The sequence below is a fragment of the Paraburkholderia sp. A1BS-2L genome (genome assembly GCF_051125205.1).
Taxonomy (GTDB): domain Bacteria; phylum Pseudomonadota; class Gammaproteobacteria; order Burkholderiales; family Burkholderiaceae; genus Paraburkholderia.
Map to the genome: position 1 here is coordinate 70,595 of NZ_CP120433.1, position 24,527 is coordinate 95,121.

At 61.1% G+C, this 24,527-nt stretch carries 25 protein-coding genes and 1 pseudogene; 16 read left to right on the forward strand and 10 right to left on the reverse strand.

The window, feature by feature from the left end:
* Positions 1–20: 20 nt before the first annotated feature.
* The 5 genes and pseudogenes from P5W98_RS35960 to P5W98_RS35980 all read right to left on the reverse strand — a co-directional run.
* Positions 21–220: pseudogene (locus tag P5W98_RS35960) on the reverse strand (IS30 family transposase); the annotation flags it as partial.
* 541 nt (positions 221–761) lie between these two features.
* Positions 762–1,334: a hypothetical protein gene (locus P5W98_RS35965; RefSeq protein ID WP_007180433.1), complete on the reverse strand. Its 573-nt coding sequence runs from the start codon at positions 1,332–1,334 to the stop codon at positions 762–764.
* Positions 1,335–1,410: 76 nt separating this feature from the next.
* Positions 1,411–1,674, reverse strand: a complete 264-nt coding sequence (locus P5W98_RS35970; protein ID WP_007180432.1) for a hypothetical protein — start codon at positions 1,672–1,674, stop codon at positions 1,411–1,413.
* Complete coding sequence (locus P5W98_RS35975; protein ID WP_156903410.1) at positions 1,671–2,033, reverse strand: hypothetical protein; 363 nt, start codon at positions 2,031–2,033, stop codon at positions 1,671–1,673. The genes P5W98_RS35970 and P5W98_RS35975 overlap by 4 nt, the downstream gene beginning before the upstream one ends.
* Entirely contained in the window at positions 2,030–5,056 is a 3,027-nt protein-coding gene (locus P5W98_RS35980; protein ID WP_007181927.1) for a Tn3 family transposase, read from the reverse strand. Before P5W98_RS35980 ends, P5W98_RS35975 begins: the two co-directional genes overlap by 4 nt.
* Positions 5,057–5,199: 143 nt before the next feature.
* On the opposite strand from P5W98_RS35980, the gene P5W98_RS35985 reads away from it, so the two are divergent.
* The 7 genes from P5W98_RS35985 to P5W98_RS36015 all read left to right on the forward strand — a co-directional run bounded on the left by P5W98_RS35985 (position 5,200) and on the right by P5W98_RS36015 (position 11,341).
* Entirely contained in the window at positions 5,200–6,891 is a 1,692-nt protein-coding gene (locus tag P5W98_RS35985; RefSeq protein ID WP_007180429.1) for a site-specific integrase, read from the forward strand.
* 582 nt (positions 6,892–7,473) lie between these two features.
* A complete protein-coding gene (locus P5W98_RS35990) occupies positions 7,474–7,746 on the forward strand; it encodes a hypothetical protein (protein WP_090839065.1) in 273 nt (90 codons plus the stop codon).
* A 68-nt stretch (positions 7,747–7,814) separates the two neighbouring features.
* Positions 7,815–8,012 carry a hypothetical protein gene (locus P5W98_RS35995; protein ID WP_028229649.1) on the forward strand — a complete coding sequence of 66 codons (198 nt, stop codon included), beginning with the start codon at positions 7,815–7,817 and terminating at the stop codon, positions 8,010–8,012.
* Positions 8,009–8,923 carry a DNA cytosine methyltransferase gene (locus P5W98_RS36000; RefSeq protein ID WP_028229648.1) on the forward strand — a complete coding sequence of 305 codons (915 nt, stop codon included), beginning with the start codon at positions 8,009–8,011 and terminating at the stop codon, positions 8,921–8,923. The genes P5W98_RS35995 and P5W98_RS36000 overlap by 4 nt, the downstream gene beginning before the upstream one ends.
* Positions 8,924–9,017: 94 nt before the next feature.
* Positions 9,018–10,010 carry a DNA-binding protein gene (locus P5W98_RS36005; RefSeq protein WP_007183080.1) on the forward strand — a complete coding sequence of 331 codons (993 nt, stop codon included), beginning with the start codon at positions 9,018–9,020 and terminating at the stop codon, positions 10,008–10,010.
* Complete coding sequence (locus P5W98_RS36010; RefSeq protein ID WP_090839066.1) at positions 10,007–10,318, forward strand: H-NS family nucleoid-associated regulatory protein; 312 nt, start codon at positions 10,007–10,009, stop codon at positions 10,316–10,318. The genes P5W98_RS36005 and P5W98_RS36010 overlap by 4 nt, the downstream gene beginning before the upstream one ends.
* 12 nt (positions 10,319–10,330) lie before the next feature.
* Positions 10,331–11,341, forward strand: a complete 1,011-nt coding sequence (locus P5W98_RS36015) for a hypothetical protein (RefSeq protein ID WP_090839068.1) — start codon at positions 10,331–10,333, stop codon at positions 11,339–11,341.
* An 8-nt stretch (positions 11,342–11,349) separates the two neighbouring features.
* Here P5W98_RS36015 and P5W98_RS36020 read toward each other — a convergent pair whose 3' ends face one another.
* Genes P5W98_RS36020 through P5W98_RS36030 form a run of 3 tightly spaced genes read right to left on the reverse strand, consistent with a single transcriptional unit; the run spans position 11,350 to position 13,136 of the window.
* On the reverse strand, positions 11,350–12,015 hold the full coding sequence (locus P5W98_RS36020; RefSeq protein ID WP_090839070.1) for a hypothetical protein: 666 nt from the start codon (positions 12,013–12,015) through the stop codon (positions 11,350–11,352).
* Entirely contained in the window at positions 12,008–12,688 is a 681-nt protein-coding gene (locus P5W98_RS36025) for a protein mobD (RefSeq protein WP_090839072.1), read from the reverse strand. Before P5W98_RS36025 ends, P5W98_RS36020 begins: the two co-directional genes overlap by 8 nt.
* Positions 12,689–12,701: 13 nt before the next feature.
* Positions 12,702–13,136: a hypothetical protein gene (locus tag P5W98_RS36030; RefSeq protein ID WP_090839074.1), complete on the reverse strand. Its 435-nt coding sequence runs from the start codon at positions 13,134–13,136 to the stop codon at positions 12,702–12,704.
* A gap of 249 nt (positions 13,137–13,385) precedes the next feature.
* On the opposite strand from P5W98_RS36030, the gene mobA reads away from it, so the two are divergent.
* The 7 genes from mobA to P5W98_RS36065 all read left to right on the forward strand — a co-directional run bounded on the left by mobA (position 13,386) and on the right by P5W98_RS36065 (position 19,497).
* Positions 13,386–13,685, forward strand: a complete 300-nt coding sequence (gene mobA / locus P5W98_RS36035; RefSeq protein ID WP_158660685.1) for a plasmid mobilization protein MobA — start codon at positions 13,386–13,388, stop codon at positions 13,683–13,685.
* Between the two features lie 3 nt (positions 13,686–13,688).
* Entirely contained in the window at positions 13,689–15,905 is a 2,217-nt protein-coding gene (gene traI, locus P5W98_RS36040; protein ID WP_305728315.1) for a TraI/MobA(P) family conjugative relaxase, read from the forward strand.
* A 67-nt stretch (positions 15,906–15,972) separates the two neighbouring features.
* Entirely contained in the window at positions 15,973–16,428 is a 456-nt protein-coding gene (locus P5W98_RS36045) for a DotD/TraH family lipoprotein (protein ID WP_007183072.1), read from the forward strand.
* A 15-nt stretch (positions 16,429–16,443) separates the two neighbouring features.
* Positions 16,444–17,469, forward strand: coding sequence for a type IV secretory system conjugative DNA transfer family protein (locus P5W98_RS36050; RefSeq protein WP_007183071.1), 1,026 nt, complete (start codon positions 16,444–16,446; stop codon positions 17,467–17,469).
* Positions 17,466–18,629, forward strand: a complete 1,164-nt coding sequence (gene traJ, locus P5W98_RS36055; protein ID WP_007183070.1) for a plasmid transfer ATPase TraJ — start codon at positions 17,466–17,468, stop codon at positions 18,627–18,629. Before P5W98_RS36050 ends, traJ begins: the two co-directional genes overlap by 4 nt.
* Positions 18,626–18,895, forward strand: a complete 270-nt coding sequence (gene icmT / locus P5W98_RS36060; RefSeq protein WP_007183069.1) for an IcmT/TraK family protein — start codon at positions 18,626–18,628, stop codon at positions 18,893–18,895. The genes traJ and icmT overlap by 4 nt, the downstream gene beginning before the upstream one ends.
* Positions 18,895–19,497, forward strand: a complete 603-nt coding sequence (locus tag P5W98_RS36065; RefSeq protein WP_007183068.1) for a plasmid fertility inhibition factor family protein — start codon at positions 18,895–18,897, stop codon at positions 19,495–19,497. The genes icmT and P5W98_RS36065 overlap by 1 nt, the downstream gene beginning before the upstream one ends.
* 160 nt (positions 19,498–19,657) lie before the next feature.
* Here the strand turns inward: P5W98_RS36065 and P5W98_RS36070 are convergent, their stop codons facing one another.
* Positions 19,658–20,146: a hypothetical protein gene (locus P5W98_RS36070; RefSeq protein WP_007183067.1), complete on the reverse strand. Its 489-nt coding sequence runs from the start codon at positions 20,144–20,146 to the stop codon at positions 19,658–19,660.
* A 36-nt stretch (positions 20,147–20,182) separates the two neighbouring features.
* A complete protein-coding gene (locus tag P5W98_RS36075) occupies positions 20,183–22,417 on the reverse strand; it encodes an LPD7 domain-containing protein (RefSeq protein WP_333986468.1) in 2,235 nt (744 codons plus the stop codon).
* Positions 22,418–22,849: 432 nt separating this feature from the next.
* On the opposite strand from P5W98_RS36075, the gene P5W98_RS36080 reads away from it, so the two are divergent.
* Both P5W98_RS36080 and P5W98_RS36085 read left to right on the forward strand, forming a co-directional pair.
* Complete coding sequence (locus P5W98_RS36080; protein ID WP_007183065.1) at positions 22,850–23,377, forward strand: hypothetical protein; 528 nt, start codon at positions 22,850–22,852, stop codon at positions 23,375–23,377.
* A complete protein-coding gene (locus P5W98_RS36085) occupies positions 23,364–24,062 on the forward strand; it encodes a hypothetical protein (RefSeq protein ID WP_226206304.1) in 699 nt (232 codons plus the stop codon). The genes P5W98_RS36080 and P5W98_RS36085 overlap by 14 nt, the downstream gene beginning before the upstream one ends.
* Positions 24,063–24,527: the final 465 nt, after the last annotated feature.

The window sequence follows — 24,527 nt, forward strand, 5'->3', positions numbered from 1 at the left end:
GACCGCTTGCTCGTGCGGATTCAACCGGTGGATGCAACAGTTTGCTGAAATCGTTCGGCGGGCGTTCCGTGGTTCAGGGTTTTCCTCGGTCGCCCATCCAGCCGCCTCGCCACGGTATTGAGTAGCCAATTGGTACACCGAAATGTAGGTGCCGTTGGGGATGTCTCGATAGCCCGTTCGCATTTTCATTCGACCCGCGCTGCCAAGGATGCTGGGGGTTCAGTAACTGCAGGCTGAACTGCGCCAGGTGAACCAAACGCTGATCGTCAAGCAAAATGAAATAACCCAGTTGAACAGAGAAAGCGCGCGGCTCGTCGCCGAAGCCGGCGTCGCGACAAGGCATCTACGCGAGCTGCAAGCGCACAGCAAGTAGTTACAGAATACGTTGAACCAGTCGCTCGCCGACCACGCACGCACCAAGGCCGAGCACGATGCGCTGCTAACACCGCGAGGACTGAGGCGACTGAACTGACGCGGCTGCGCGAAGCACGTGAATCGCTGACCGCCGATCTGACGAAGCTCACAGCGCAGTTCGACGAGCAGCAGTTGCTCGGGGACTATCGGATGCGTCTGGGCCTCACGGACGCGGCGGGATGAAAGCGCCAGATTCCGCATCAAAAGGATGGGGATCTACGCCGGAACCCCAGAAAATTCCGTCGTTCCACATTGTGAACATTAATCGGCTTATTCCAGCCGAAGAATGTTGGAGCGACGTCCGGTGAGTGACATGACGGTCTCGGTCACACGGACCATCAGGACCGTTACGCGGGGCCCAGTTCGATTACATTGTGGGACAGGTCGAGACAATCTTCGCAGTCCCGGCAAACCCAGTGCAGCATCGGCCCGACCGGATCTGGATGGTCGCTGAACGTTGTCAGCGCCGCGTCGTACTGAGCATCGGACGTGCTCGAGCGCAGTATCCGCTCGAGATTAGACTCGATGCTGTCCAGGCTGCATTCACCGATGCCGGACTTGAACACCGTCACACCGCCTGACGGGTTGACCGCGAAGAAGAAAAACGCCTTCGTGTCGACCATGTGCGACAGGATTGTCCTGGCGATGAAGTTGCTCGGATTGATCAGCGCATTGAAGATGCGGTAGCCGTAAAACTCTAAGCCGAAGTGTACGACCTCGAAGTCGTCGGTGCCGCGTATCGAGTGGCCAAAGTTGAAACCGCTGCGTGTTACGTCGTTCGGAATGTCATCCACCGGCCGCAGTGCCAGGCAAGCATAGTGCGTCTGGCCCTCGGCCACGAGTCCCATCGCAAAGCAGGGCGCGCGCTCGGCCAGCAAGGCCTCGACAAAATTCCGGTTCATGCGGAGCGTTGGCAGCATCGGGCATCCTTCATCGTGAATCAAATCAACATTTGCCGACCTGGCTGTGCGGTGCGTCGACGTCGAACATCAAAGGCTATACATCGTCGAGCTCGAACAGCGCGCGATCGGCGGGCCGCGACAGATAATCGTCCATCATCGCGCGGAAATCGGCTTCATCCCACTCGCCGCGATCGACACGCCGCAGCAACGCCTCGCCGGCCAGCATGATCTTTCGCTCGCGATCCGCGCGCGTTTGCTTGACCTGCTGGCGCTGCGCCTTAGCTGCCGCTTTGCGGGCTGTTTTCAGCTCCTGCAGCTTTTCGTCTGTCGCATCGAGACGACGTTTCAGCATGTTCATTCTGGCGTCCTGTTCGAAGAAGCGGTTTGCGCGGGAAACCGGCGCGCCGGCGTGCGCCGGTTCGTTACATTCGCGCCGTACTGTCGCGCCCAGGTGCGTACCGAGGGAGCGATATCGACTAACGTCGGCGGCATGTTCGGCAACACATCCATCGTCCAGCCACCCAGCCGCTTTGGCGCAATATACGCCGGTCGCCAGCTGCCGTCGGCCAGGATATCGATCACGAACAGCGACGTGCCGACGCTCAGTCGCCAGGTGTTGACCACGGCTGGGGGTAAAGGATTACCTGGTTGTGGCATCGTATTCCACCGTAACAGGAATAAGGGATTCCAAGCCAGAACCGCCGAAAATTCGATCACTCCAATTCGAGCCCTGCAATGAGCGCGTCCAGGTCGATTTTGTTGTCGCTTTGAAAAGTGTAGTGCCCGTTCAAAAGGATATGCCGCCAGGCTGCCGGTGATATCTGCGTAAGCCGCGCCAGCGCCTTGGCGTTGCCACTGGCCTCCCATTTCGTCAGTAGATGCGACAGAATCGCCGAGTTGTAAAAAATGATGACGTTGGCGATCAGCCGGGCGCACTGGTTGCTGATCTCGATTTCGATGTCGGTGCGGCCGGTCAATTCCTTCTTGCCGCCGACCTGGGCGATGGTCGAACGAAGCTGATGGTAAGACTCGAGGCGGTTTTGGGAGCGATGCACGTTTCGCTCGAGCTGCGGGTCGCGCAGGTAACGCAACGTGTAGATGGTACGAATGAGCTTATCGAACTCAAAAATCGCGCGACGTGTCGGGTTTTCCTGCGAGTACGTACATAGTTTGCGGATCAGCGAGCCCTGCGTGATCTCTTTGAGGCCCAGCGTGGCGACGATCTGATCGATATTTGTCTTCTCACTGGTGATGAGCTGCCGATCGATTTGTCCGATCGGCTGAATCAGGCATTTCTCGTACAGCGCCGGGTCGTCGATACAATACAATTCCTGCAACTGGTCATCGAGGTTTGTGAAGCGAGGCTCGAAGCGCAACCCGAACCAATACAGGATAGCGAAGTTGGCTTTGTTGATGCTGTGCATGTCGCCGGTGATCGCAGTCGGCACTATATCCGACGTGTTGCGATACCAGATGTCGAACACGTGATGCGCCTCGTACTCGTGCGCGCCGATTAGGTAGCCGTTCAACGGGACATGATTGCACAGCAGCGTGTAGGCGACGACGCCTTTGCCTCGTCCGAAGTATTTGCGCGAGTAACGCGCCTTCACGGTCGGTCGCTCGACGCCGAATTTCTGCCCATCGACGGCGCTGTACAGCGCATCGAGATCGAACGAGTAGTACGGGAAGATCGGCAGCGCGGCGATGGCGTTGCTGATGCAGTCGTTGGCCGCATGCAGCGTCGCCTGACGCAGATACTGCTGGTAGGTGCTATCCAGAACGTGGTACGGAATGTCGCTGGTGCGCGCCATGACATGGTTGCCATGGTTCATTGCCTGAGCGATGATAACCGCCATCAGGCTATCGGCGTCCGCTACCTTCTTCGCGTAGCGCGGCTGCAATGGCGTCAGCGCCGACAGGAACTGGCACTGGCCGTTGACGAAGCGGAACACGTCGGCAACATCGCAGAATGGCAGTTGCTCGTAGAATGCCTGCTCACGCACCTTCTGGTTCTCGGTTTTCGGTTTGCGCCAAATCAGCTTCTGCGTATCCTTGTCGTATTCCAGGTGCGTAAGCTTGCCCTGTTTCAGCTCTCGGTTGAAGGCCAGCCATTGTGCATGCAACTCGGCCGCTAACGCATCGAGTTGGGCATCGATTGGCTGCTGCAGGAACGGGATCTCCATCTGCGCCAGCGCGTCGGCCTTCTCGTTCATCGAAACAAGCTCGTCGGAGAAGTGACGATGTTGCAGACTGTCGTCGAGATAGATCTCTCCCGACTGGAAGCGCTTCCGGATCTGGCGGTACAACCAGAATTCGTAGCGATCGGCGTGCAAACCGGTCGGCTGACCATCAGCGCCGAAGATCAGCAGGTACGGTCGCAGGCGCTTCGGCAGCGTGGCCGCGGGACATTCGGCGAGCGGTCGTTGTGACAGGCGCTGCTGTTTGGCGAAGGCCCCCTTGACCCAAGCCAGCGCCGCGAGCCACGGGTTGTCTGGGGAGGTGCCGACGAAGTCGAGCTCGACGTACAAGGGGCGCAGGTGACGGCGAATACGTTTGGCTAGGCCGTCCACCGCCAACCAGTGTAGTGCCAGTTGACTCAGCGGCTTGACCGTCATGCGTTGCGCCGTGTTTTGTAGCACATCTTTGGCCATGATTTTATAGGCGCGCTGACGCACCTCGCCGAACGGCGTCGGATCGGCTACGCTGTCGTCCACATAGAGCGACAACAGGCGGCCGATCTGCGGCGTTTCCCGATGGCGTTTTACTTGCTCGGCGATGAGTGACTGTTTCGCGCCCGCGCTGCTTTCTTCCTCGAGCTGCTTCATGTGGAAGGCCATCGCATCGACCAGGTTGTCGGTGAGCTGTCGGAAGCGCACCCAGGCGTAACACAGCAGGTAGAGCTGCGCCTGATCCGCCTTCAGGTTGCGCAGGTCGTGGACGGTATAGAAGTTCGCCAGGCTTGCGTAGTACAGCACGTTCTGCTGCGAGATATCCAGCCGGGGCAGCAGCGTCCTGGCGATTTCGTGCAACGGCTGCAGCGTGCCGCGCTTTTCGCGTTCGCGGACCATCTGACGCCAGCCGAAATTCTTGGCATCCTGTTTCAGCGCCGCCAGTTTCGACAGAGTATCATCGCGCACCAGAAGTTGGTCTAGCGCGGTTTGGGTCAATTCGTCCAATACGCCGGTGAGCAGGTCGCCCAGCCGCCGACGTTCGACGGACAGGGCTTCGCTGACTAGCTCTTGCAAGGTCGTGTAGCCGGGCCGGATCATCTTGTGCTCATTGAGCCACACGATGAGCTCGGCGGCGACGAATCCCGGTGTCACGTCGCGACGTACGATCTGCGCGGCCTGCTGCATGAGTTGCGGCAGGAAGGCGGCCACCCACGGTCGATAGCCGTACAGTTCAGCGATCTGTTCGCGCTGGGCGTAGTACTCGTGCCGGGTGATCGGCTTGCGTTCGAACGGCTCGCCGTGGAAATAGCGGCTCAACACGAAATCGTAATCGTCCTCAACCTCGTCCCAATCGAAGCGGAAGAAGGCGTGCTTGGACTTGAAGTAGCCAATCTGCAAGATGCAATAGACCTGCGCGGGTATGGAGGGCCGGCTACTGGCGAGCGCCAGTTCGGATTCGGTCAATGCCAGGTATTCCAGCCGCTGCGCATCGTCGAAATCAGGCAGGCCATACAGGGCTTCCTGTTCGGCGTCGGAAAAGACGCTGAGCAGCTTATTCTTGTTGATCATCGACCATCCTCTCCACGCAACGTCAGATCCTTCAATTTTGTGATATCACGACATGGGGTACGACAGAAATATTGAACTCCCGCATTCTACAGAGATAAGCTTTATTATCTCTGTGGCATTGTTTCCATATTAAACTCGATGACATGAAAACGCGCCCCACGAGCCCGTCCGCCGCCGACATCCCGACCGACTTTCCTGATGCTGATGCACTGGCAGCGCTGCGTGCCTGGTACGAGGGCGCATCCTCGCGTGAGGCGGCACACCGGTACATGCAAGATCGGCTCAGCCACAGCCAGTCAGCCCGCGGCGTCATCGGCCAGATCCGCCGGCAACTGGCACTTTATGCCCGTAACCGACAGCGGGCAGATCTGGCCACGCTGTTCGAATGCCCGGCCCAAAAGCGTATGCATCATGCGCGCGCCACCACGCAGGCTGTCGAGCTACTGCGCATCATGCCTGCGCCAGCTCCGCAGATCGGCGACGACATTGCGCACTGGCTGCCGAATCGCGCTGCCCGCACCCTGCACGCGGCCGGCATCCGGACCCTGGCCGATCTCACGGTACGGATTCCGCGTCGCCGGCAGTGGTGGACCGTCATTCCGGGTCTCGGGCCGGCCAGTGCAAGAAGGATCGAGGCCTTCTTTGCCGCGTACCCGGCGCTCACGGAGCGGGCCCGCGCACTGATCATCGCGGATCGGCAGTCAGTCGTGACGCCTTGGGAGCAACTACGGCTACCGCACGAGATCGACGGATCCGCCGGCGCCTTCCGCGCACCGGTGTCGGCCTGCATCCTCGGCGTCGACAACGATTACGACGCTATCCAGGCATGGCTCGCGTTGCACGAATCCCCGGCCACGCAGCGGGCCTACCGCAAGGAAGCCGAACGGCTGATTCTCTGGGGCATCGTTGCTCGCGGCAAGGCGCTGTCTTCGCTGACCACCCGGGATGCCACCGACTACAGGGCGTTTCTGCGCAGACCTACACCGCGAGAACGCTGGGTCGGGCCACCGCGGCCGCGCACATCAACGGACTGGCGCCCGTTTGTCGACAACCTCTCGGCCCGTTCGATTGCGCATGCGCTTGCCGTGCTCAGCGCCATGTTCCGCTGGCTGGTCGAGCAGCGCTACGTCGTGGCCAACCCATTCTCCGGCATCAAGGTACGCGGCAGCAAGCGCGCCATGGCTCTTGAAACCTCGCACGCTTTCACCGAAGGAGAATGGATGCTGACGCGCACCATCGCCAACGGGCTCGAGTGGTCGTACGGCTGGCAGGCGCCCGCTGCGCAACGGTTGCGGTTCATGCTGGATTTCGGCTACGCAACGGGACTGCGGATCAGCGAACTGGCTGACGCCACACTGCGCAGCATCGAAGTCGACGCAGCCGGTGATCACTGGCTGCACGTGGTCGGCAAGGGCGGCAAGCCAGCCCGCGTTACCCTGACACCCCTAGCGCGCACAGCGCTGGACCGATATCTGCAGGAGCGGGGGCTTCCTGTCAGCCGTGCTCACTGGAATCCGACCACGTCCCTGATTGGCAGCCTTGACGACGCCGATGCCGGCATCAAGCCCTTGCGGCTGTGGGAAGTCATGCGCCGGTTTTTTCGGCTCGTCGCGCAGATTATCAAGAACGACCATCCGGTGCTGGCTGAAAAGCTGCATCGGGCCTCTCCGCACTGGATGCGGCACACCCATGCGACCCACGCGATCGCCAGAGGGGTTGAGCTGAGCGCCGTACGAGATAACCTGCGTCACGCGTCGATTTCGACCACGTCGATTTACTTGCATACCGACGATGTAAAGCGGGCACGGCAGTTCGGGCAGGCATTTACCGACTGAGTTACTCGCTCGGCACGTCAGGCAACAAACCGATTGACGTTCACAATGTGGAATGACGGAATTTTCTGGGGTTCCGGCGTAGAACCCCAAGTACCTTGAGTTTCGCCGCGCCGAGTACAACCACAATGGCGCAATCCATCAGGTTGCGCTGTACTTCCGCGACGAGCTCGGCCTGAACCTAGTCGACGCGACGCAACTGGCACGTGACGCGGCCGAAGACGCCTAAGCCGCCGCCGGCGGCCGCACCTACCCATCCCCCGCCTTCCCGCCCTGCGGGAAGGAGCGAGTCGCCCTCTGTCGTCAAGGGTGCGGGGGAGATAAAACCACCCCCACACCCTCGACTGGAGCGTCTATCCCGGCACGCCAGCCCGTCAAGGGCCGCTGCGCTGCCGTCCTCACCCGTTCGGTGCTCGACCTGGCCTGCGGCCAGCTCTGCGCTCCGCTGCGGCTTCCGGGCGCCCCCTTGACCATCTGCCATGCCTCAACACCCATCCAAATATTTACGCAATTACGTATTTACGTATGTACGTATGTAAGCTATACTAGGTCCATGCTGTAGAGCCAACCGGAAGGAGAGCGACGATGCAAGTACGAACCCTCGCGCAAGCGATCGCATTCGGAGAAGTGGCCGCGGAATACCAGCAGTTGCGCCGCGAGTATCCGACGATTCGCGCACTGACGATCAAGCGCTATATCCACGACGATGAAGGGCTCACGCTAGAGCAGTTCGAGTGCGCCACGGAACGCGGCCACAAGTGGAGTTACAGCGGGTCGGCCTACGGCGGCGACGACGACAGCTATTTCGGCGAGGGTCAGTGCTATTGCTGCCACTGCGGAGCCGACGGCGACGCCTGACATTGTTCGCTGGGAGTCGGCGGCTACCGGCTTCCAGCGGGATCTTCCACATCCGTCTAGGAGCATTCATGGTTACGATCACACGAGCCGAGTATGACCGCGTTCACGCCGATTTCCGAGGCGTCTGGACGACTGAGCGCACCGACATTCCCGGCTGGGAGAGCATCCGTCATCAGTATCTCGGCAAGCGCACGCTCGTTCGCGACAACGCGTTGCTGATCGAGGGCTTGTCGCTGACGATTGTGGAAGAGGGCGCGGCACAATGAGAGCGATCGACCTGTTCTCCGGCGCCGGCGGTTTCACTGAGGGCGCGATCATGGCCGGTTGCAGTGTCGTATGGGCAGGCAATCATTGGCCGCTGGCGTGCGAATATCACGCACGTAACCATCCCGAAACCGAGCACGCCTGTCAGGATCTGCAGCAGGCGGACTGGCGCACGGTGCCGACGCACGACCTGATGCTCGCAGCTCCCGCCTGTCAGGGGCACAGCCCAGCTCGAGGGAAGGAAAAGCCGCATCACGATGCACTGCGGTCGACGGCATGGGCCGTCGTCGCTTGCGCCGAATATCACCGCTCCCCCTTCATTGTCGTGGAAAACGTTCCCGCCTTTGAGCGCTGGGCGCTCTATCCAGCGTGGCGTGATGCGATGCGCCTGCTCGGCTACGCGATCGCGCCGTACATCATCGATGCGGCGGACCACGGCGTTCCGCAGCACCGCAAAAGGCTGTTCCTGGTCTGCACCAGGTCGGCCGCACCGATCGGCCTCGACCTTTCCCTGCGGGACCACAAGCCCATTCGCGACGTCATCGAGTGGGATGCGCCGGGCTGGAGCAGGATCGACAAGCCGGGGCGCAGCGCTAACACACTGGCCCGGATCGCAGCCGGACGCCGCGCCTTCGGCGACCGCTTCGTCGCGCCGTACTACGGCAACGGTTCCGGCCTTACCGGCCGCTCAATCGACCGCCCGATCGGCACGATAACCACGGTAGACCGCTGGGCCATCATCGACGGCGACCGTATGCGGATGCTCCACCCGAGGGAAGCGAAACGCGCGTGCGGATTTCGGCCGACGTTCGCCTTGCCGTTGAACCGGCGCAGCGCCATGCACCTGCTGGGCAACGCCGTCATGCCTCCGGCCGCCGCCGACCTTCTGCGCGCGCTTCGCCGAGCCGCATGAATTCATGTACACATTTTTCGTTCATTGAGTAGTAATAATAGTAGTGTTATTATTATTCCTACCACTAAACCGACGCGGACCCCGTGAGGCACGTATGAATCAGGAACTGAAAGACCGCATTTTCGCTGCCGCCGACGATCTGTACGCCGAAAACGGCGAGTTTCCGAACGTCGACGCAGTGCGTCAGCGCGCGCGCGCCGGCATGAACTATGTGGTCGAGGCATTGAAGGAGTGGCGGCAGAAGCAGCGGATGCTCGTGCAGAGCGTGCGTGAGCCGCTTCCCGCCGAGTTGCATGACGCGATGACGGGGTTCGGTAACCACATATGGGAAGTCGCGCAGCGGCTGGCCAACGATGCCCTAGAATCGGCGCGGGCCGCGTTCGAGGCCGAAAAGAGCGACTTGGCGCGCCTGTCGGCCGAGCAGTCGGATGCGTACGAAGCCCTTGCGGCCGAGCACGAACGCACGGTCGAGGAGTTCACTCGCCTGCAGGGTAGGGCCGCGCAGCTCGAGGAGGAGCGGTCGGCCTTGGGCGAGCAACTGCGCACGGCCCAGCAGGAGGCGCACGTGGCCGCCACCGAGACTCGCGAAAAGGCGGCGCTCGTCGACCGCCTTGAGAAAGACCTCGAGCGGGCGCGAACCGACGTCGACGGCGTTCGCGCCGAGCTGACTGCCTCGCGACGCGAGCTCGCCGACGAGCGCGAGAAGGCATCGAAAGCCGAGGCGAAGCACGGTGCGGAGAAGGAAGCCGCGCGGCGTGAGATCGATGAGTTGCGCCGTCGCGACAAGGAGTTGGCGCAGGAACTCGCTAACTCGCAGCGGGCGGCTACGAAGGCCGAGGCCGAGCGCGACAAGCTGTCCGAGCAGTTGGCCGATGTGCGCAAACGTACCGCCGACGAGATCCACCGTGCGCTGGAGAAGGTGCAGCAACGCGAGGCAGAGGCGGCACAGGCACGTAAGGAGGCGAGAGCGGCCGGTGAGCAGCTCGCGCGCACGTCGGGCGAACTCGATGCCGCCAAGGCTCAAGTGGTCGACCTGCGCACGATCATCAAGGATCTGTCGCCCACGAAGCGGACGCCGAAGGCATGACGAATCCGCCCGCGCGACTTACCATCTACCAGCAGCTTCTCTCCGAACTTGCGGAGCTCGACAAGCGGATTGAGCTGGCACGGGCGCGCGAGCGTGTCCACGCGATCGAGACCATCCACGGCCTGATGGACACTTACGGCATCAAGCACAAGGATCTCGTCGGCAGAAACGGCCGCCGCGGCGCCTACCAAGTGAACGCGTTGCCCGCTCGCTATCGCGACCCGGCCACAGGGCAAGAGTGGTGCGGCCGTGGAAACGTGCCGCGATGGATTCGCGGGCAAGACCGCACCCGATTTCTCATCGACTGACCTTGTACCGCCATGTCTGAAGACGTTCAGCGCCTCAACTACAGCACACACGCGCTCGAGCAATTCGAGCGGCTGATCCCGACTATCCGCCGCGACATGCCGGGCATGCGCGCAGGCTACGAAGCCGTCGCGCACCTCCTGCGTATCGGCGTCAAGTACCTGCTGCCCAACTGCGCCGATCTCATCGACGTCAGCGAGCTCCGGCAGGTTCACATCGACAGCATGCGGCTACCGCATCCCGTCGCCGCGCTGGAAGCGCCGTGGGTGTTGCCCGACGGCGAGGGCGGCGACAAGGGTATCCTGCGCTGCCCGAAGCGCATCGCCTTGTGCGTCGAGCTCGACGAGGATGTCGCGGCGCTTCTGCCCGGTACTGAGCACTTGCTGAGCGAACCGGACGGCGGGGTGTGCGTCATTCCGATCTACTGGACCGACGCCGATCAATGGCAACTCGCGCCAGGCGGTGCCTTTGTGCCGCATTCCAACGAACTCAGCGCCTACGTGCCCGAACAGGCCGACGAGCGTACCCGCATGCTCAACGAGCCCCTACGCGAGGCCAGGCTGTCCGCTCGCAAGATGCGTCAGTTTCAGGTCTCGCCCTTTGTCATCCTGCCCGAGCGGTACGAATTCGACGTTCAGCAACTCGGCTCGCTCCGGGCCGTCCACTCTGAGACCTTGGCCAACGCTCGCGACGAGATCCAGGCCCTGATCCAGACCGGATGTGTCGTCAACTGCGCGAACATCGAAGCGCCGACACTGGAAGCCCCGGCGAAGCTGAACAAAAAGCGGGAGCAAAACGGCAAGGTGCCGTTTTTCGACTATCGGGTGCTGGCCGTGCGGCCGAGCAATGCCACCGATGGTCGCGGCAAGGGAGGGCAGCACGCCAGCCCGAAGGCGCACATCCGGCGTGGGCACATTCGCCGGCTCGAACACAAAACCGTATGGGTGTCGGATACGCTCGTCAATGCAGGCTCTGCGCGCGGCGTCGTCGTCAAGGACTATGCCGTCCGTCCGCTGAAACCTTGAGCGAAACCTTAGAGCACCTTCCAAACCGCCACTACAGGCCACAGAAAGGCCGCTGACGCGGCAAGCAAGCCGAGGCAGGCGGCAAGCAGCCCGAGCCGCCTCCCGGCCTTCAGGTCGTCTCTCGCGCGCCACGCAGCGCCGATCGCCGCCGCTGCGCCACCGGCCGCGGCGAGCCACCCCGCCGGCGTGCGCGCCAACGCCCCCAAGATCGCTACCAACGGACCGTCGCCCGGCGCAGGACCTGACCAATAGGGCAGGCGTCCACTGCCCAGCACGAAGCCCACGAACACGCACAGCGTCCCGAATGCCGCGAAGGCGAACCATGCCCATCCCCACGACAGCCACCGCGACGCGTCGACGAGGCGCACAGCAACCCGCTCGCTCGTCTTGCTTACCGCGTCGGAGAGCGTTCCGAGCGCCTTCTTCGTCTCCGCATCAGCGATCGCCGCCATTGTCGCCCGCTGTTCGTCGAGGATCTTGCCGACCTGATCGGAGATCATCCCCGGATACTTCCGATATAGCGTGTCGTAGGACTCCAGCGCCATCAACACGAGCCAAAGCGCATCGTTATCGCGAATGTTGAGCGCGTTCTTCACGCGATACAGGCTTTGAATCTCCTTCTCGGAAGGCTGCCGCCCCAGCAGCTTCTCAAAGCTCGCCTCAATGTCAAGCATCGAGCACTTCCCCGAGCGATTTACGCACTTCGTTGCGCCACCTGGTCAGTTCCGCGCGGTTGCCGATCGGCAGCTCTTTCATCGCCGCCGTGATCGACAGCCGCTTGCTGTACAGATCGTCGCTTACACGATCGGCAAGATCCGGCAAGTTGACCGACTTACCGCCGCCGTCTTCCACGGCTTTACGCGTCTTTGAGGTGTTGTACAGCTCGAACTTCCGCTCGTCGCCGAAATACGTGTTGCGCACGACATGAATCGCAGATCCCGGCAGCGATTCCATGTACTCCTTGAGCAGCTCCAGACTGTCGCGCTGACGGTTGATAACCCACAGCGTAACCAGCTTACGACCCAGCTCGCCGAGCGTGCTGTTCAGTGTCTCACCATATGCCGCCACGCCCTTGTTGTTCCTTGCCGCTGTATTGACCACAACGACCGCATCCGAATGCTCGTGACAAATGTTCACCAGATCGATCCAGCCGTTCGCCTCATCGAGGTTAATAAGCTCAGCTTTGATCTCATCCTTGTACATCTTCCACACGTCAGGATTCGACGTGTCCGATTCGATCAACAGAATCTTCTCTGAACGTTCCTGCAAGGTGTCGATCAAGCCGATCGACACAGCCGATTTGCCGACGCCGCCCTTACTGCCACCCACAAAATAGATCGGTTTCATTCCTTCTTACCTCTCAGATGTCGTCTGAATCAGCGCGCGGTGTGAAGCCGCCGCTTCGTTGAGAAGGCTCTTGAGCCTCCGCTTTAGCCGGCACGATCGGTGCCGACGGTTTAGCGGCCTTGGTGCCCGATTCGCCTTCGGTGATGCTGGTTTTTTTCCTCGCTTCTCCCTTCTCAGAAGGCTTCGGCGTTTCCGCTTTTTGCCGTCGCTTCGGCTGCGTAGCAGCATGTCGTAACGCCTTCTCTGAAATCCGTATAAATCCCTTCATACGAAGTTTCTCGGCGATCTGAGCATAGCTATAGCCACGAGCCAGCCAATCGTTCACCACCCCGGCCATCAGCTTGATCGTCTGGGCTCTGTCTGCTGCCCGTTCGTTCTCGTCGATCTCCGGGAACTCTTTATCCAGTTCATCAAGCATCAGCTTGATCTGGCCAACAGTGTATTTCATATCATACCTATAGTACAAAAAAAGAGGTCCGCAGGACTCGATTCTAGTCTTTCAGCTTGATGAGTCAAATTCTTACCGCTAAACTTCGTGAACCGATAACGGTAGTTCGGGGACAGGGTAGGGTTTGCTATACCGCCATAAATGGCGACATAGCAACCGGCAGCGCACCAGTCGTTTCACTCCCTCTGCGCAGCCTACCGTCCCTGCTCAGGGCGAAGCCCCGAGACCCCAACAGCATGAGAGTCCAGTGTGAGTGGCAGTGAGGAACGACAGAAAACGAAGCACGTAATGGTGAGGGTGACGCCCGAACAGTTGGTCATTCTTCGCGAGAAGGCCACCGATTCCGGCGTCACCGTGCCAGAATACTTGCGCGCGTGCGGCCTTGGCCGCCGCACACGCAGCAAGATGGAGGCGCACATCATCAACGAATTGCGCCGCCTCGGCGGACTGCAAAAACATCTGTTCACCGAGGGCGGCGGCGTGCTGTCCAAAGAGTTTGCTGCAGTCCTTGTTGAAATTCGCGCAGCCATCGCACGGATCGGTGACTGACCGATGTTGGCGAAAATCCCCGAGCGACGCCAAGACGGCAGGTCCGACTTCGGCGACCTGGTGGAGTACATCACCAACCGCGACGACGACCAGGAGAAACTAAGTGACGAGCTCGATCCAAGCGACCGAAGAAGACACCACCAAATTCTTGAGCGTGCTCGAGAACATCTCGCAGGAGCAGAAGACCATCTGCGCGCTGCTCGACGAACTAATTCTATTGATGCAGATGCCGTCCGAGTCCGTCTTGAAAGTGCTCGAAGGGCTGTTGCTGCCTATGGGGCAGAACATGGTCGATCTGACGAGCGAGTTGAAGACGCAGCTCGTGGACGAGGAGGCGTAGATGGCGATCAACATCAACGAAGCCTTGCCCGTGCTCGAAACCATCTACGAGCAGCAGCAAGCTATCTCCGACAGGCTCCGCAAGCTGATCGAGACTTTCAAGAGCGAGCCCGAGCCCGTCGAGCCAACCTTGCGTTTAATGCTGAGTCCGCTCAACGAAGGCATGGACGAGATGCATCAGATGTTGTCGCCGACCTCGGGCGACTCCTCGGCGAGCCCGAGCGAGTCGTAACGCCCAACGGCGTCGCATGCGAACATAACTGCCTGTCGCTGGCGACCGCTGCCGGCGAAATGAATGCCGTCGCGGCACAGAATCCGCGGGTCAAGGACCCGGTGTATCACATCGTGCTGTCGTGGCCGTCGTCGGAATCGCCGACGGACGAGCAGGCTTTCGACTCTGGCAGGTACGCGCTCGCGGCTGTCGGCATGGCCGATCATCAGTACGTGTTCGCCGTGCATCGCGATACCGACAACGCACACCTGCACATTGCCGTGAATCGCGTCAATCCCGATACGTTCGCGGCGGTCTATCCGGAGCGGGACTATTTCAAGCTCGATCGCGCGATGCGCGAGCTCGAACTCCAGAACGGGTGGCAGCACGACAAAGGACCATACGCCGTGTTCGAGCGTAACGGCCAAGTCGTCATCGATTGGGCGAGCAAAGATCCCAGCACGAAGGGCAAGCGACCGACGCCGGCGGCCGACATGGAGCGGCATGCCGATCAGGAAAGCCTGTTCACCTACGCGCGCGGCGAACCGCGCAAGGCGCTGCTGGCTGCGCTGAAGAACGACCAGCTCACTTGGCGGCAACTGCACAACCTTCTCGCGAAATACGGTCTCGAACTGCGCGAGAAGGGGCAGGGCTTCGCGATCTTTGATCTGAACTCAGGCGACACCACGCCGATCAAGGCCAGTGACATGCACGAGGCGCTTGGCAGAACCAGGCTAGTCAAGCGCCTCGGCCCGTTCGAGCCGTCCGAGTCGACAACCGACTCCGTTCTGACCTACGACAAGCATCGACCACTGAAACGCGATCCCAAGGTTCGCGAAGAGCGCCGGCAGGAGCGCGCAGAGGCTCGGCGCGAGCTGCGCGCGCGGTACGACGAGTACAAAAGCGGCTTCGTCTATCGCCGGCTTGACCCGACCGACGTCCGGGCCCGGTTCGCGGCGCTTCGGGCCGACGCGCGTCAGCGTCGCCTCGAGGTACGTCAAACAGTGACCGATCCAGCCGCCCGCAAGGCCCTGTACAGCGTGATCGCTTTCGAGACGCTGCGCGCACGCGATCGGCTTCAGCGGGAGATCCGCAACGAGCGCAAGGAATTGCGCGACGATCAGTCAAACCGACGCCAGCCATATCGTGAATGGGTCGAGCGTCAGGCGGCCACTGGCGACGCAGCAGCTATCAGCCAACTGCGTGGCTTCACCTATAGCGAGAAACGGCGTGCGAAGGAGCTCGAGCGGGCGCTCGCCAACGACGGAGCGGACGGCATCGTTCATCCGGACGACGCTGATCCTACAGCGCGTGACATCGCGGAAGGGATCTATTTCCGCGTTCGTCGGGATGGAACGGTCGTGTACCGTGTCGACGACGGCCGCGACGCCTTCATCGACCTTGGCAGACGCATCGACGTGTTGGCGAAGGGCGCGGCAGACAACTCCGCGATCGCCGCAGCCCTGCACCTGGCCGCCGAGAAGTATGGCGGCACGTTCGAACTCACCGGCAGTGAGGAATTCAAGCGCCGGGCAATCGACATCATGCTCGAATACAAAATCGACGCCCGCCTCAAGGATGCGGCTCAAGACGCGCTGCGTCGCTCCAGAGCTGCCGAGTTGGCGCGGGCAAGCCGCGACGCAAAGACTAGGCAACAACGCCGGAAATAGCCCCTTTCATTGCCCTCTTCGGTTTTGTATAGTAACCTTAATACGAAATTTAAAAGGAGGGCCACCTATGGCTATGCCGCGTTACACCCTTGCCGGTTTGCTGATCGGCCTCGCGCTCACTGGCTGCGCGACCCAGCCGAAGACCGACAACGCTCAAACCGAAATCGATCGCCAGATCCTCGACGCCTCGCAGAAGATCCAATCTGCGCAGGCCGACCTGTATCAGGCCGGTGCGCTGAATCAGGCGACCACGAAGTTGCCAGTGTCGATCGTCGACGATCAGCACCGCGTCACACTCTCGTGGCAGGGCGACGCCCTGCAGCTCCTGAACAAGCTCGCGCATGATCGCGGACTCGCGTTCTCGTTCATGGGCTTGCGCATGCCGCTGCCGGTCAACATCGACGTCAAGGACGCGTCTTACGACGCCGTGATGCAGATGGTCCGGGCGCAGATCGGCTACCGCGCCGATGTCACGCAGTACCCGGATAAGCTGGTACTGCAATACAACCGTCCGCAGTCCTGATACGGGGAGACGATCATGAAGCGCTTTGTCGTCGCGGCGATCCCGCTCCTCGTGGCCAGCATGGCACATGCTGCCGAGACCCAAGCCCCGGCCGCCGCATCGGCCCAGCAGGCGCAAACGCCGGCAACAGCGTCCTCGGCATCGGCCCCGGTCGCTCAGGCGCCGGCTGCGCCGGCACCCGAAGCTCAGGCGTCGACGCCGGCACCTGAAGATCAGCCGGTCACGCTTGATTCGCTCCTGAATCCGCCGTCGAAGGCGACCACCGGCCTCACGGATCTGCGCATGCAGATGCTCACCGAAGCCGGCAAGACGGTAGGCTTCCGCGGCGGCATGGCCGCACGTGCGCGCGTACTTCGCGACGCGCTCAACGCACGCGCCGAGAACCTCGATACCATCTTCCAGTTCTCGCCGCTCATCAACCGCAACGGCACCATTCCTCCGGTTATCGTCGAGGCCCGCGAACTGTCGTCGTTCTCGCCCGACCAGATTCGCACCGCGAATCGCGTCTACAAGATCGAGAAGGAAGAGCGCTTCGTCAGCGTTCCGCCGACGTGGCGAGACTACCTGTTTGTCGGGCTCCCGATGAAGGGCGGTGTCGATCTTCCGACCTTCGATACTCGGCCGCAGAACGGCAACGAAGAGGCTGTTTGGCGCGATGCAGTCAAGAACGGGTGGAGCGCAGGTGAACAGCAGGCGGATGCGATCCTTGCCGCCAATTTCAACCGGCTCACGCGTGACTACACCGGCATGGTGCGGTACTCGACGCTCGTGCAGGAGGGCATGATCTCCACTACGCGCGTCGCTGAATCCCGTCAGACGGTCACTGGTGACGGCCGGCAACTCATGCTCGGCGATACCCTGCGCCGCGTGACGAGCAAGGCAACGTTCGAAACGAACCCGAACAAGTGGAGCCCAACCGTCAATCGCGGCGAACAGCCCGCGCCGAAGGTCGCACCAGTTCCGCAGTCGGGCACTGCGCCTGCTGCCAAACCACCGGCAACGCAGATCGAAGGCCGACCGCTTGGCGACGACGAGAAATGAGTGAACTCATCCAGTTCGAGCCCTACGATTTTCGGGGCGACGTGACCGCGCATACTTTCAAGCACTTCTTGAAATATTGCTCGGATTATGGCGTTTCGGACATTCTCGTGCAGGGCGGCGATTACGCATGGGTCGAAATTCACGGTCGTCAGCGGCAGGCGAGCACCCACACGATCAAGCAGGGCCATCTATCCAGCCTGCTCAGTTCAGTGTGGCAGGCCGAGGTCGAGAACAATGTGCGTGGCGGTCACGGCGCGGACCGCTCATTGGAGCTCGCCGGGGAAGAGCTTGGCATCGAGCGCGGCAAGTTCCTTCGTTTCCGCTGCAACTTCATCCAGGGTCGCGTGGCACGGTTCGACATGGCCTACGCGATCACCATGCGCCTGATCCCGTTCGACTTGCCCGACATTACCAAGATGGGCATCGAGCAGGAGCTGTTTGAGGCGTTCTATCCCGGCATGGGCCTCGTTCTCGTCTGCGGCCCGACCGGCTCGGGCAAGACCACACTTCAATCCGGTGTCTACGGCTATGCCGGCATCTACATGCCGGACCGCAAGGTCATCACCTACGAAGATCCGATCGAATTCGTGCTCGGCGGTGCGCACTGGAAAGGCCCGCAGCCGCACCAAGCTCAAGTTGGTCGCGACATCGAGAGTTTCGCCACTGGCCTGCGCAATGCCATGCGCCGCAAGCCGAGCATCATCGGCATCGGCGAAATGCGCGACCTTGAGACGATCGACGCTGCGATCGAGGCTGGTCTGACCGGCCACTTGACCTACGGCACCATGCACACCGAGTCGTGCGCCGAGACGATCAACCGCGCGATTCAGGTCTATCCACCGCAACAGCAGTCGGCCGTCGCTTCGCGTCTGCTCGGCTGCCTGCGTGTCATTGTCGTGCAGCGCCTGCTCAAGACAACTGACGGTAAGCGCGTTGCCGTTCGTGAGTTCGTGATATTCGATCGCGACTTCAAGAACGAGTTGCAAATGCAGCCTTACGACCAATGGGCACCGATAATCCGCGCACGTCTGGAGTCCCAAAAGGCGACGCTGGACGATAAGGCTTGGGCTCTCTACGAGGCTGGCCGTATCGACAAGAGCGAATTCATCGAACTGGCCGGCCATAAAGCATTCCGTATCCGTTCGCAGGAGGCAGCATGAGCATCTCCATCTGGCGCCACGCTTCGCAGACACCGACGTTGCTCGGCATTCCCTGCATCGCGTACATGCCCATCTTCGTTTGGCTGTTCCACATGCGTTGGTGGACCTTCTGGACCGCCGTGGGCGTGATCGTGTTCTTCGCCGTGCTGGCGAAGTTCGGCCTCACGTTCAAGGTCCTATGGCAGAAGTTCCTGCACCTGCTGCGCGGTTCGCGCATCTACGCCCGTCCGTGGTGGTATCGCAACCGCTTCCAGGATCACGAGTGATGCTCGAGCGAATCCGCATTTCCATTGCGCGTGCGAGCGAGATTCGCAACCTCGAGCGCCAAGTCGCAGCCTCGCCACGCGCGAAGGCGTGCAACATTCACCAGCTCGGCCACGATCGCGCCGTATGGCGCATCCCTGTACCAGGTCAGGCCGATCGTTACATGTCGGCATCCGCTGGCCACATCGGAAACGAGATGTTCGCGGTGCATGTCGACGCCGACGCCTTCTACCTCGCATGGTTGCGCAGCGACGAGCAGTGCGTTCTGCGCTCGCAGATGCCGCGCGACTACAAGTATGCGTATGCGGTCGACGGATTCGCGCAAGGCAGTTCCAATCCGGTACCGCTCGCCGACGTCGGCGCATGGAACGACGAGCGCGGCCGCACGCACATCGGCTTCACCAACGGAATCACGCGGAGCTTCTGGCTCATCTCCAATGGCGCTCCCTCGTTTCCGGTGCAGGTCCACGGGCGCGAGTCGGCCGAGCTGCTGCATCGCACGGCCGGAGCGACCCAAGGGCCGATCTGCTACGCGGATTTGTTCGCACCCGCCGACCTGCGAAACGCGCCGAACCGATCGTCCAGCCGCGCGCCGCGGCCATGATGTCTCTCAGCCTCTAGCACGGCCCTCGGATAACGCTAGAGGACTTCTCGCCGGCCCTTGTGGCCGGTTTTTTTTGCCCGGCAGAGGTCGCTCGCGCGCTGGCGCCGGGCAAAAGAAAAGGCCACCGAAGTGGCCTTTTGGCAGGATCGCGATTGGATCGTCATTTCCAGATATTGCTCCAGAAGGCCGACGATTGCGACGACCCTGCACTGGTCTGCTGCAACGACGGGCCACTGATCTGCGGCACGCTGCCAACGATCTGGCCAGCGCCCGTGCCATTCACAGCACTGCTGACCTGGCCGTTGATGCCGTTCATCACGCCGTTGATCTGGCCATTGACGTCACCGACGACGCCGTTGACCTGATCACTTGCGATCTGGCAGACCTTATTCTTGATCTGGTCGAAGATGTCAGAGAGGGACGGGAATTGCGGGGCGGTAAGCACCGAAGTGATACCGCCCACGCATTTTCCAAGAATGTCCGAGGAGGACCGTTCGCTTTGGGCAGTCTGCTGCGCAGCCTGTTTATCCCGATCGTAACCGCTCTGACTGCCTTGCGCAGCAGCGCTGCCGCTTCGGCAGGTCGCTGCCTGTACGCTGACAGCAGAGCACAGCAACAGCACGAATAACGCGCGTACATAGATTTTCATGGCGATTCCCTCGATGGATTAACAGGCGGCACGGCGTCAAGCCTTAGCGCGCGAACTACGGCGTGCTTTTGGAGCGCCGGCCGCGTCCTCCTTTGCTTTGGCTGCCGGCGCCGTCGGTTTTGGGCTCGCTTCTCCCGGAGCCGCGCTGCTCTTGCTGTCGTCTTTCGGACGCGCTTGACGCGCCTCCTGAAAGCCCAGCTTCCGGTGCAGCTCGTCGTCGACGTTCTTCGTGATCCGCGCTTTGATGACTTCGTTCCCGACGCTGAACAACACTTCGTCGAAGTATACGGGTTTCCCGTCCGAGCGACGGTTCACGGCGTTACCGAACCCGAGTTCCTTCCAGTTCGTGTCGTCGCCATTGCCATGCGGCTCGACGAGCTTCAGGAAGTTCGGCTTGATCTCGCCGGTCTCGGGATCAGGATTCTTGCGCTCGTTCATGTGCGCGATCACCTGGTGCTTCTCGTCGCCGACCTTGATGAAGCCCTGCAGATAGTCGCCGTTGCCCTTGAACAGCAGCGCCGTCGTGTCGAACTCGCCATTGTCGAGCTTGCGCACACCACGCAAGATCAATTTCGGCTCGTTCTCTTTTGATGCCTGATTGTCACTCATAGCAGTTACCTCACTGTTAGACGATTTCGCGCTAACTTCACCATTGCCCATTGCGTCGCGCAGGCGCAATTCGGATTCCGAACCGGATACAAAGCCGGCCGGTTCAGATTTCATGTTCGCGAGATAGCCGTCGGCGTCCGCCGGCGGATCGCAAGGCTTCCCAGCCTTGTCGAACCAGTAAATGAGATCGGAGGAGGGCTGCGGCCCGAGTTGCTCGAGGTCGGTCTTGAGCTCGTCATCGCTCTTGGCCCACACCTGGATCGCTTCGCGCTGCACGGACCACCAATCGAGCGCGCGCACGGGGAGCAGATCGGCCGCTAGGCGGCTCGCCGGCGCGTCATCCGGTGCATCTGACGACGAGGCCGTCACGGGCGCGTTTCCCGCTTCCTGATCGCCGTTAGCCGGCTTGCCAATGAGCGGCTTCGGTCCCGCCCCTTCCTGCGCTTCCGGCAGCTTCGGCTCCTCACCCGCGGCCTTCGCGAGCTCGCGGCGAAGCGCGTCCTGTTGCGGGTTCTTCAACGTCACGTCGACCTTATGCTTGAGCATGATCTCGATCGCGTGCCGCTGAAACGCCTCGCTACCCGTCAACTCGAACGAGCCGCCGTACTTCTCCTTCGCGAGCAGAATCGCGGCAAGGATCGCTTCTTCATCTTCATTCGCCTTGCTGGCCATCACGATCTGTTGACCGTGATCGATGAACGCCGGGCGCTCACTCACCATGTAGAGGACGCTGCCGTCCTTCTGAGCTTTGTACGTGACGTTTTCGAGCAGCTTGCTGATCGCCAGCTCGGGATCGAACGGTTTGTCGTCGGCGTCGCGGTCCTTGGCCTCGCCAGCGAAGCCGTCGGCTTCTTCCGCTGCCGGCAACGGCGACGCCGCGACCGGCGCAGCGGCAGGTGCGGTAGCTGCTGCTTGCATGGCCTCGTCGGTCTTCTCGGCGCTCGCGTTCTCCGGGCTGTCGCTCGCGAGCGACTTCGCTCGCGCGTGGGCGACAGCCAGCAGATCCTGCGTCTCTCGCAGCGCAAACGTATCGGCGTTCGCTGCTCTAAGGGCCTCGAGGCGCAGCTCCAAACCGAACGCATAGTGCTCGACCGCCTGACGACGTTCGAGAACATAGCTCGGTGCCGGATCGCCTTCATTGCCAGCTCGCAAGGCCAAATCGGCGATCACTTCCTCGTGATTCGCCGACGCCCGCGACGCCTGATATGCCCGTTCGCCTTCGAAAGCCCGTTGGACTGCGCTTTCGGGAAAAGGGCAGGGCCGCGTCGTATCGACGCGCGCCATCGTCGTCGCGAGTTCGAGGGCCGCGCCTAGGTCGGCGCGATCACCGCCGAGATACACGCGATCGACAGCACGGCCGAGTCGTGCCCATTCGGCATCGGGGACACGCCCAGCATCTTTGAACGATTCAGCGATGCGCAGCGCTGCCTGTTGCTCGGCGAGAAGTGCCGCACGGCTATCCACGTAGTCGCGCGCTTTCCGTTCTTCCTTCTCGGCGGACCTTCGATCGTTCTCAGCGGAGAGTGTCTTGACACGATCGACCATTTCTGCATCGATTGTCTGAAGAATTTCCGCATATGAAACGTTTGCGGAAATATTTTGAAAGATGTCATCGGCCGCAAGCTCGTGTCGATCACCTGGCATCGCATGCCAGGCGGTCATGTCAGCGACGGCCCAATGTCGCACGAAGTCGGATGCGAGGGCCTCCGATTCTTTCGTCTTACGGACCGTGATAAGCCAATCTCGATACGCAATAGACCGTTGCCCAATCGAGCCCTCGGGCGACACTTGAGAACCCGTTCCTGGACTGACCAAGCGCTCGTAAACCGCTTGGCGGAATTGCTGCATAACTGCGTCAGACTCAGCGCTCATAGGGCATTCCCTAGTTAGTGAAGGGCTGGGTTCGCCTCAAGTCACGACGCATACAGGCCGTTAAACGCCTAGTTGTTACCGTGAGCCGATCGTGGGGCTGAACCCTAGCCGCGCGAATTTCGTATCGTGTATATTATTCAAAATAGCCCGCCTTGGGAAGTGCCTAGAAAACACTGCCCACGGAGGGGCATCCTTGCTATCATTCCGTGAATGAGTATGGATATGAAAAATGAACAGCTTCAGCCAATCTGCGGAACTGACTTGGAGCGCTGGAGGATCGAGAACGGTCTGACGAAAGTTGCGGCAGCGGACGCATTCGGCTTGCAGAAAGCGAAGTGGGAGGAGCTGACCAGTGCTGAGAACTCGGCAAAGCAGATCGCCGATCCGGTAGTGGCCATGCTCCTTCATTTGTATCGGCAACACCCTGAATCAGCGCCCGTAGAACTGCCGCCCGACGTCAAGGAGTTTTATGACTTCCTCGGGCTGCAGGACACGCCGCAGGATCGCGACAAGTTCGCAACGCTGATCGGACGTTCGCCGCCGTCGGTATATCGCTTGCTATTGCATGACGGTAAGCCCGGTCGGCCGGTGATGCGTTGGATCGAAGCAGTGCGACGGCTCAAGCTGACGCCGAAGAAAACTCTTCGGACGATGGCTGACGTAGTGAGCAGTGTTGGCGACCGACAGCACGTCGAGAAAGTGCTGATTCAGGGCTGGACTAAACAAGGTGATACTGGTGACAACGAGTGAGAAGCCCGACTCACAGCATATTATTGAACTATCGACGGTGTACTTTTACGAAGGTGCGGCGCCGCGCGTGATCGCGCTGAAGGATTGCGGTTTGCCTATGAAAAGCCCCGTTCCTGGGGCTTTTTCCGCTTTATACGGATACCAAAGCAAGCAGGAAGGATTCATGGCGGCTCGTGCCTATGCCGACAAGAATCGCCTGCAGTTCACCGTCATAGATCTGCTGGTCAAGCTAGACCAGAAACAGAATCCGCTCATGATGAAGCCGGAGGATCTGCCACAGCACGACTTCATCACGTTCCAACGGCTGTCGCGGAGCATGATGGACGAACTGCAGGGAATCCTGAAACGGCAGCTCGAGCACGAGGGCGTCGATACGAGCACGCTCGACCCGTCGAAACCTCACGTGCTCCTGATGCAGCGACCGGACCTGATCGCATCGGTTATCAACGAGCCGGGCTGGGAACACATGAAGGTCGTGACCTACCCGGCGAAGATCGCGCTCAGTGAAAAACCGCTGAACGTCGGCACCGTGCCGTTCAGGCATTGGGACTCGATTCAGAAGGCCACGTGTCGATTGAATCCAAACATCCAGATCACGCTCGATCCGCCGGATCAGCGCACAAAGGATGCCCCGGCGAGTGCGCCGGCACCAACCGACCGCCCACGCGCTCCGCGTATGAAGTAACGAAGCCACCGAAGGGCGGCTTTTCACACCTGCATTCAGCAGAGCAGGGCAGGGCCGCCGGCGGCGGCCACACCCACCCATCCCCCGCCTTCCCGCCCTGCGGGAAGGAGCGAGTCGCCCTCTGTCGTCAAGGGTGCGGGGGAGATGAAACCACCCCCACACCCTCGACTGGAGGGTCTATCCCGGCACGCCAGCCCGTCAAGGGCCGCTGCGCTGTCGTCCTCACCCGTTCGGTGCTCGACCTGGCCTGCGGCCAGCTCTGCGCTCCGCTGCGGCTTCCGGGCGTCCCCTTGACCGCCTGACATGCCGAACCCCCAGCCAAATATTTACGCAATTACGTATTTACGTATGTACGTAAGCAGACTATAATAGATCCCATGCAGTGACGGCCACGCCTCACCGCATCCCGGCCGGAACCACTGGCGGCTACCAGTCCCCGGCCTACCTCCCAACCGTCTAGGAGCA

Coding starts and splice junctions, on each gene's coding strand:
- traI (WP_305728315.1), top strand. CDS start 13,689: ATGTTGGCGAAAATCCCCGAGCGACGCCAAGACGGCAGGTCCGACTTC.
- P5W98_RS35970 (WP_007180432.1), bottom strand. CDS start 1,674: ATGAACATGCTGAAACGTCGTCTCGATGCGACAGACGAAAAGCTGCAG.
- P5W98_RS36025 (WP_090839072.1), bottom strand. CDS start 12,688: ATGAAACCGATCTATTTTGTGGGTGGCAGTAAGGGCGGCGTCGGCAAA.
- P5W98_RS36010 (WP_090839066.1), top strand. CDS start 10,007: ATGACGAATCCGCCCGCGCGACTTACCATCTACCAGCAGCTTCTCTCC.
- P5W98_RS36050 (WP_007183071.1), top strand. CDS start 16,444: ATGAAGCGCTTTGTCGTCGCGGCGATCCCGCTCCTCGTGGCCAGCATG.
- P5W98_RS36075 (WP_333986468.1), bottom strand. CDS start 22,417: ATGACCGCCTGGCATGCGATGCCAGGTGATCGACACGAGCTTGCGGCC.
- traJ (WP_007183070.1), top strand. CDS start 17,466: ATGAGTGAACTCATCCAGTTCGAGCCCTACGATTTTCGGGGCGACGTG.
- P5W98_RS36070 (WP_007183067.1), bottom strand. CDS start 20,146: ATGAAAATCTATGTACGCGCGTTATTCGTGCTGTTGCTGTGCTCTGCT.
- P5W98_RS35995 (WP_028229649.1), top strand. CDS start 7,815: ATGGTTACGATCACACGAGCCGAGTATGACCGCGTTCACGCCGATTTC.
- P5W98_RS35990 (WP_090839065.1), top strand. CDS start 7,474: ATGCAAGTACGAACCCTCGCGCAAGCGATCGCATTCGGAGAAGTGGCC.
- P5W98_RS35980 (WP_007181927.1), bottom strand. CDS start 5,056: ATGATCAACAAGAATAAGCTGCTCAGCGTCTTTTCCGACGCCGAACAG.
- P5W98_RS35965 (WP_007180433.1), bottom strand. CDS start 1,334: ATGCTGCCAACGCTCCGCATGAACCGGAATTTTGTCGAGGCCTTGCTG.
- P5W98_RS36030 (WP_090839074.1), bottom strand. CDS start 13,136: ATGAAATACACTGTTGGCCAGATCAAGCTGATGCTTGATGAACTGGAT.
- P5W98_RS36015 (WP_090839068.1), top strand. CDS start 10,331: ATGTCTGAAGACGTTCAGCGCCTCAACTACAGCACACACGCGCTCGAG.
- icmT (WP_007183069.1), top strand. CDS start 18,626: ATGAGCATCTCCATCTGGCGCCACGCTTCGCAGACACCGACGTTGCTC.
- P5W98_RS36045 (WP_007183072.1), top strand. CDS start 15,973: ATGGCTATGCCGCGTTACACCCTTGCCGGTTTGCTGATCGGCCTCGCG.
- P5W98_RS36065 (WP_007183068.1), top strand. CDS start 18,895: ATGCTCGAGCGAATCCGCATTTCCATTGCGCGTGCGAGCGAGATTCGC.
- P5W98_RS36020 (WP_090839070.1), bottom strand. CDS start 12,015: ATGCTTGACATTGAGGCGAGCTTTGAGAAGCTGCTGGGGCGGCAGCCT.
- P5W98_RS35985 (WP_007180429.1), top strand. CDS start 5,200: ATGAAAACGCGCCCCACGAGCCCGTCCGCCGCCGACATCCCGACCGAC.
- P5W98_RS36000 (WP_028229648.1), top strand. CDS start 8,009: ATGAGAGCGATCGACCTGTTCTCCGGCGCCGGCGGTTTCACTGAGGGC.
- P5W98_RS36005 (WP_007183080.1), top strand. CDS start 9,018: ATGAATCAGGAACTGAAAGACCGCATTTTCGCTGCCGCCGACGATCTG.
- P5W98_RS36080 (WP_007183065.1), top strand. CDS start 22,850: ATGAAAAATGAACAGCTTCAGCCAATCTGCGGAACTGACTTGGAGCGC.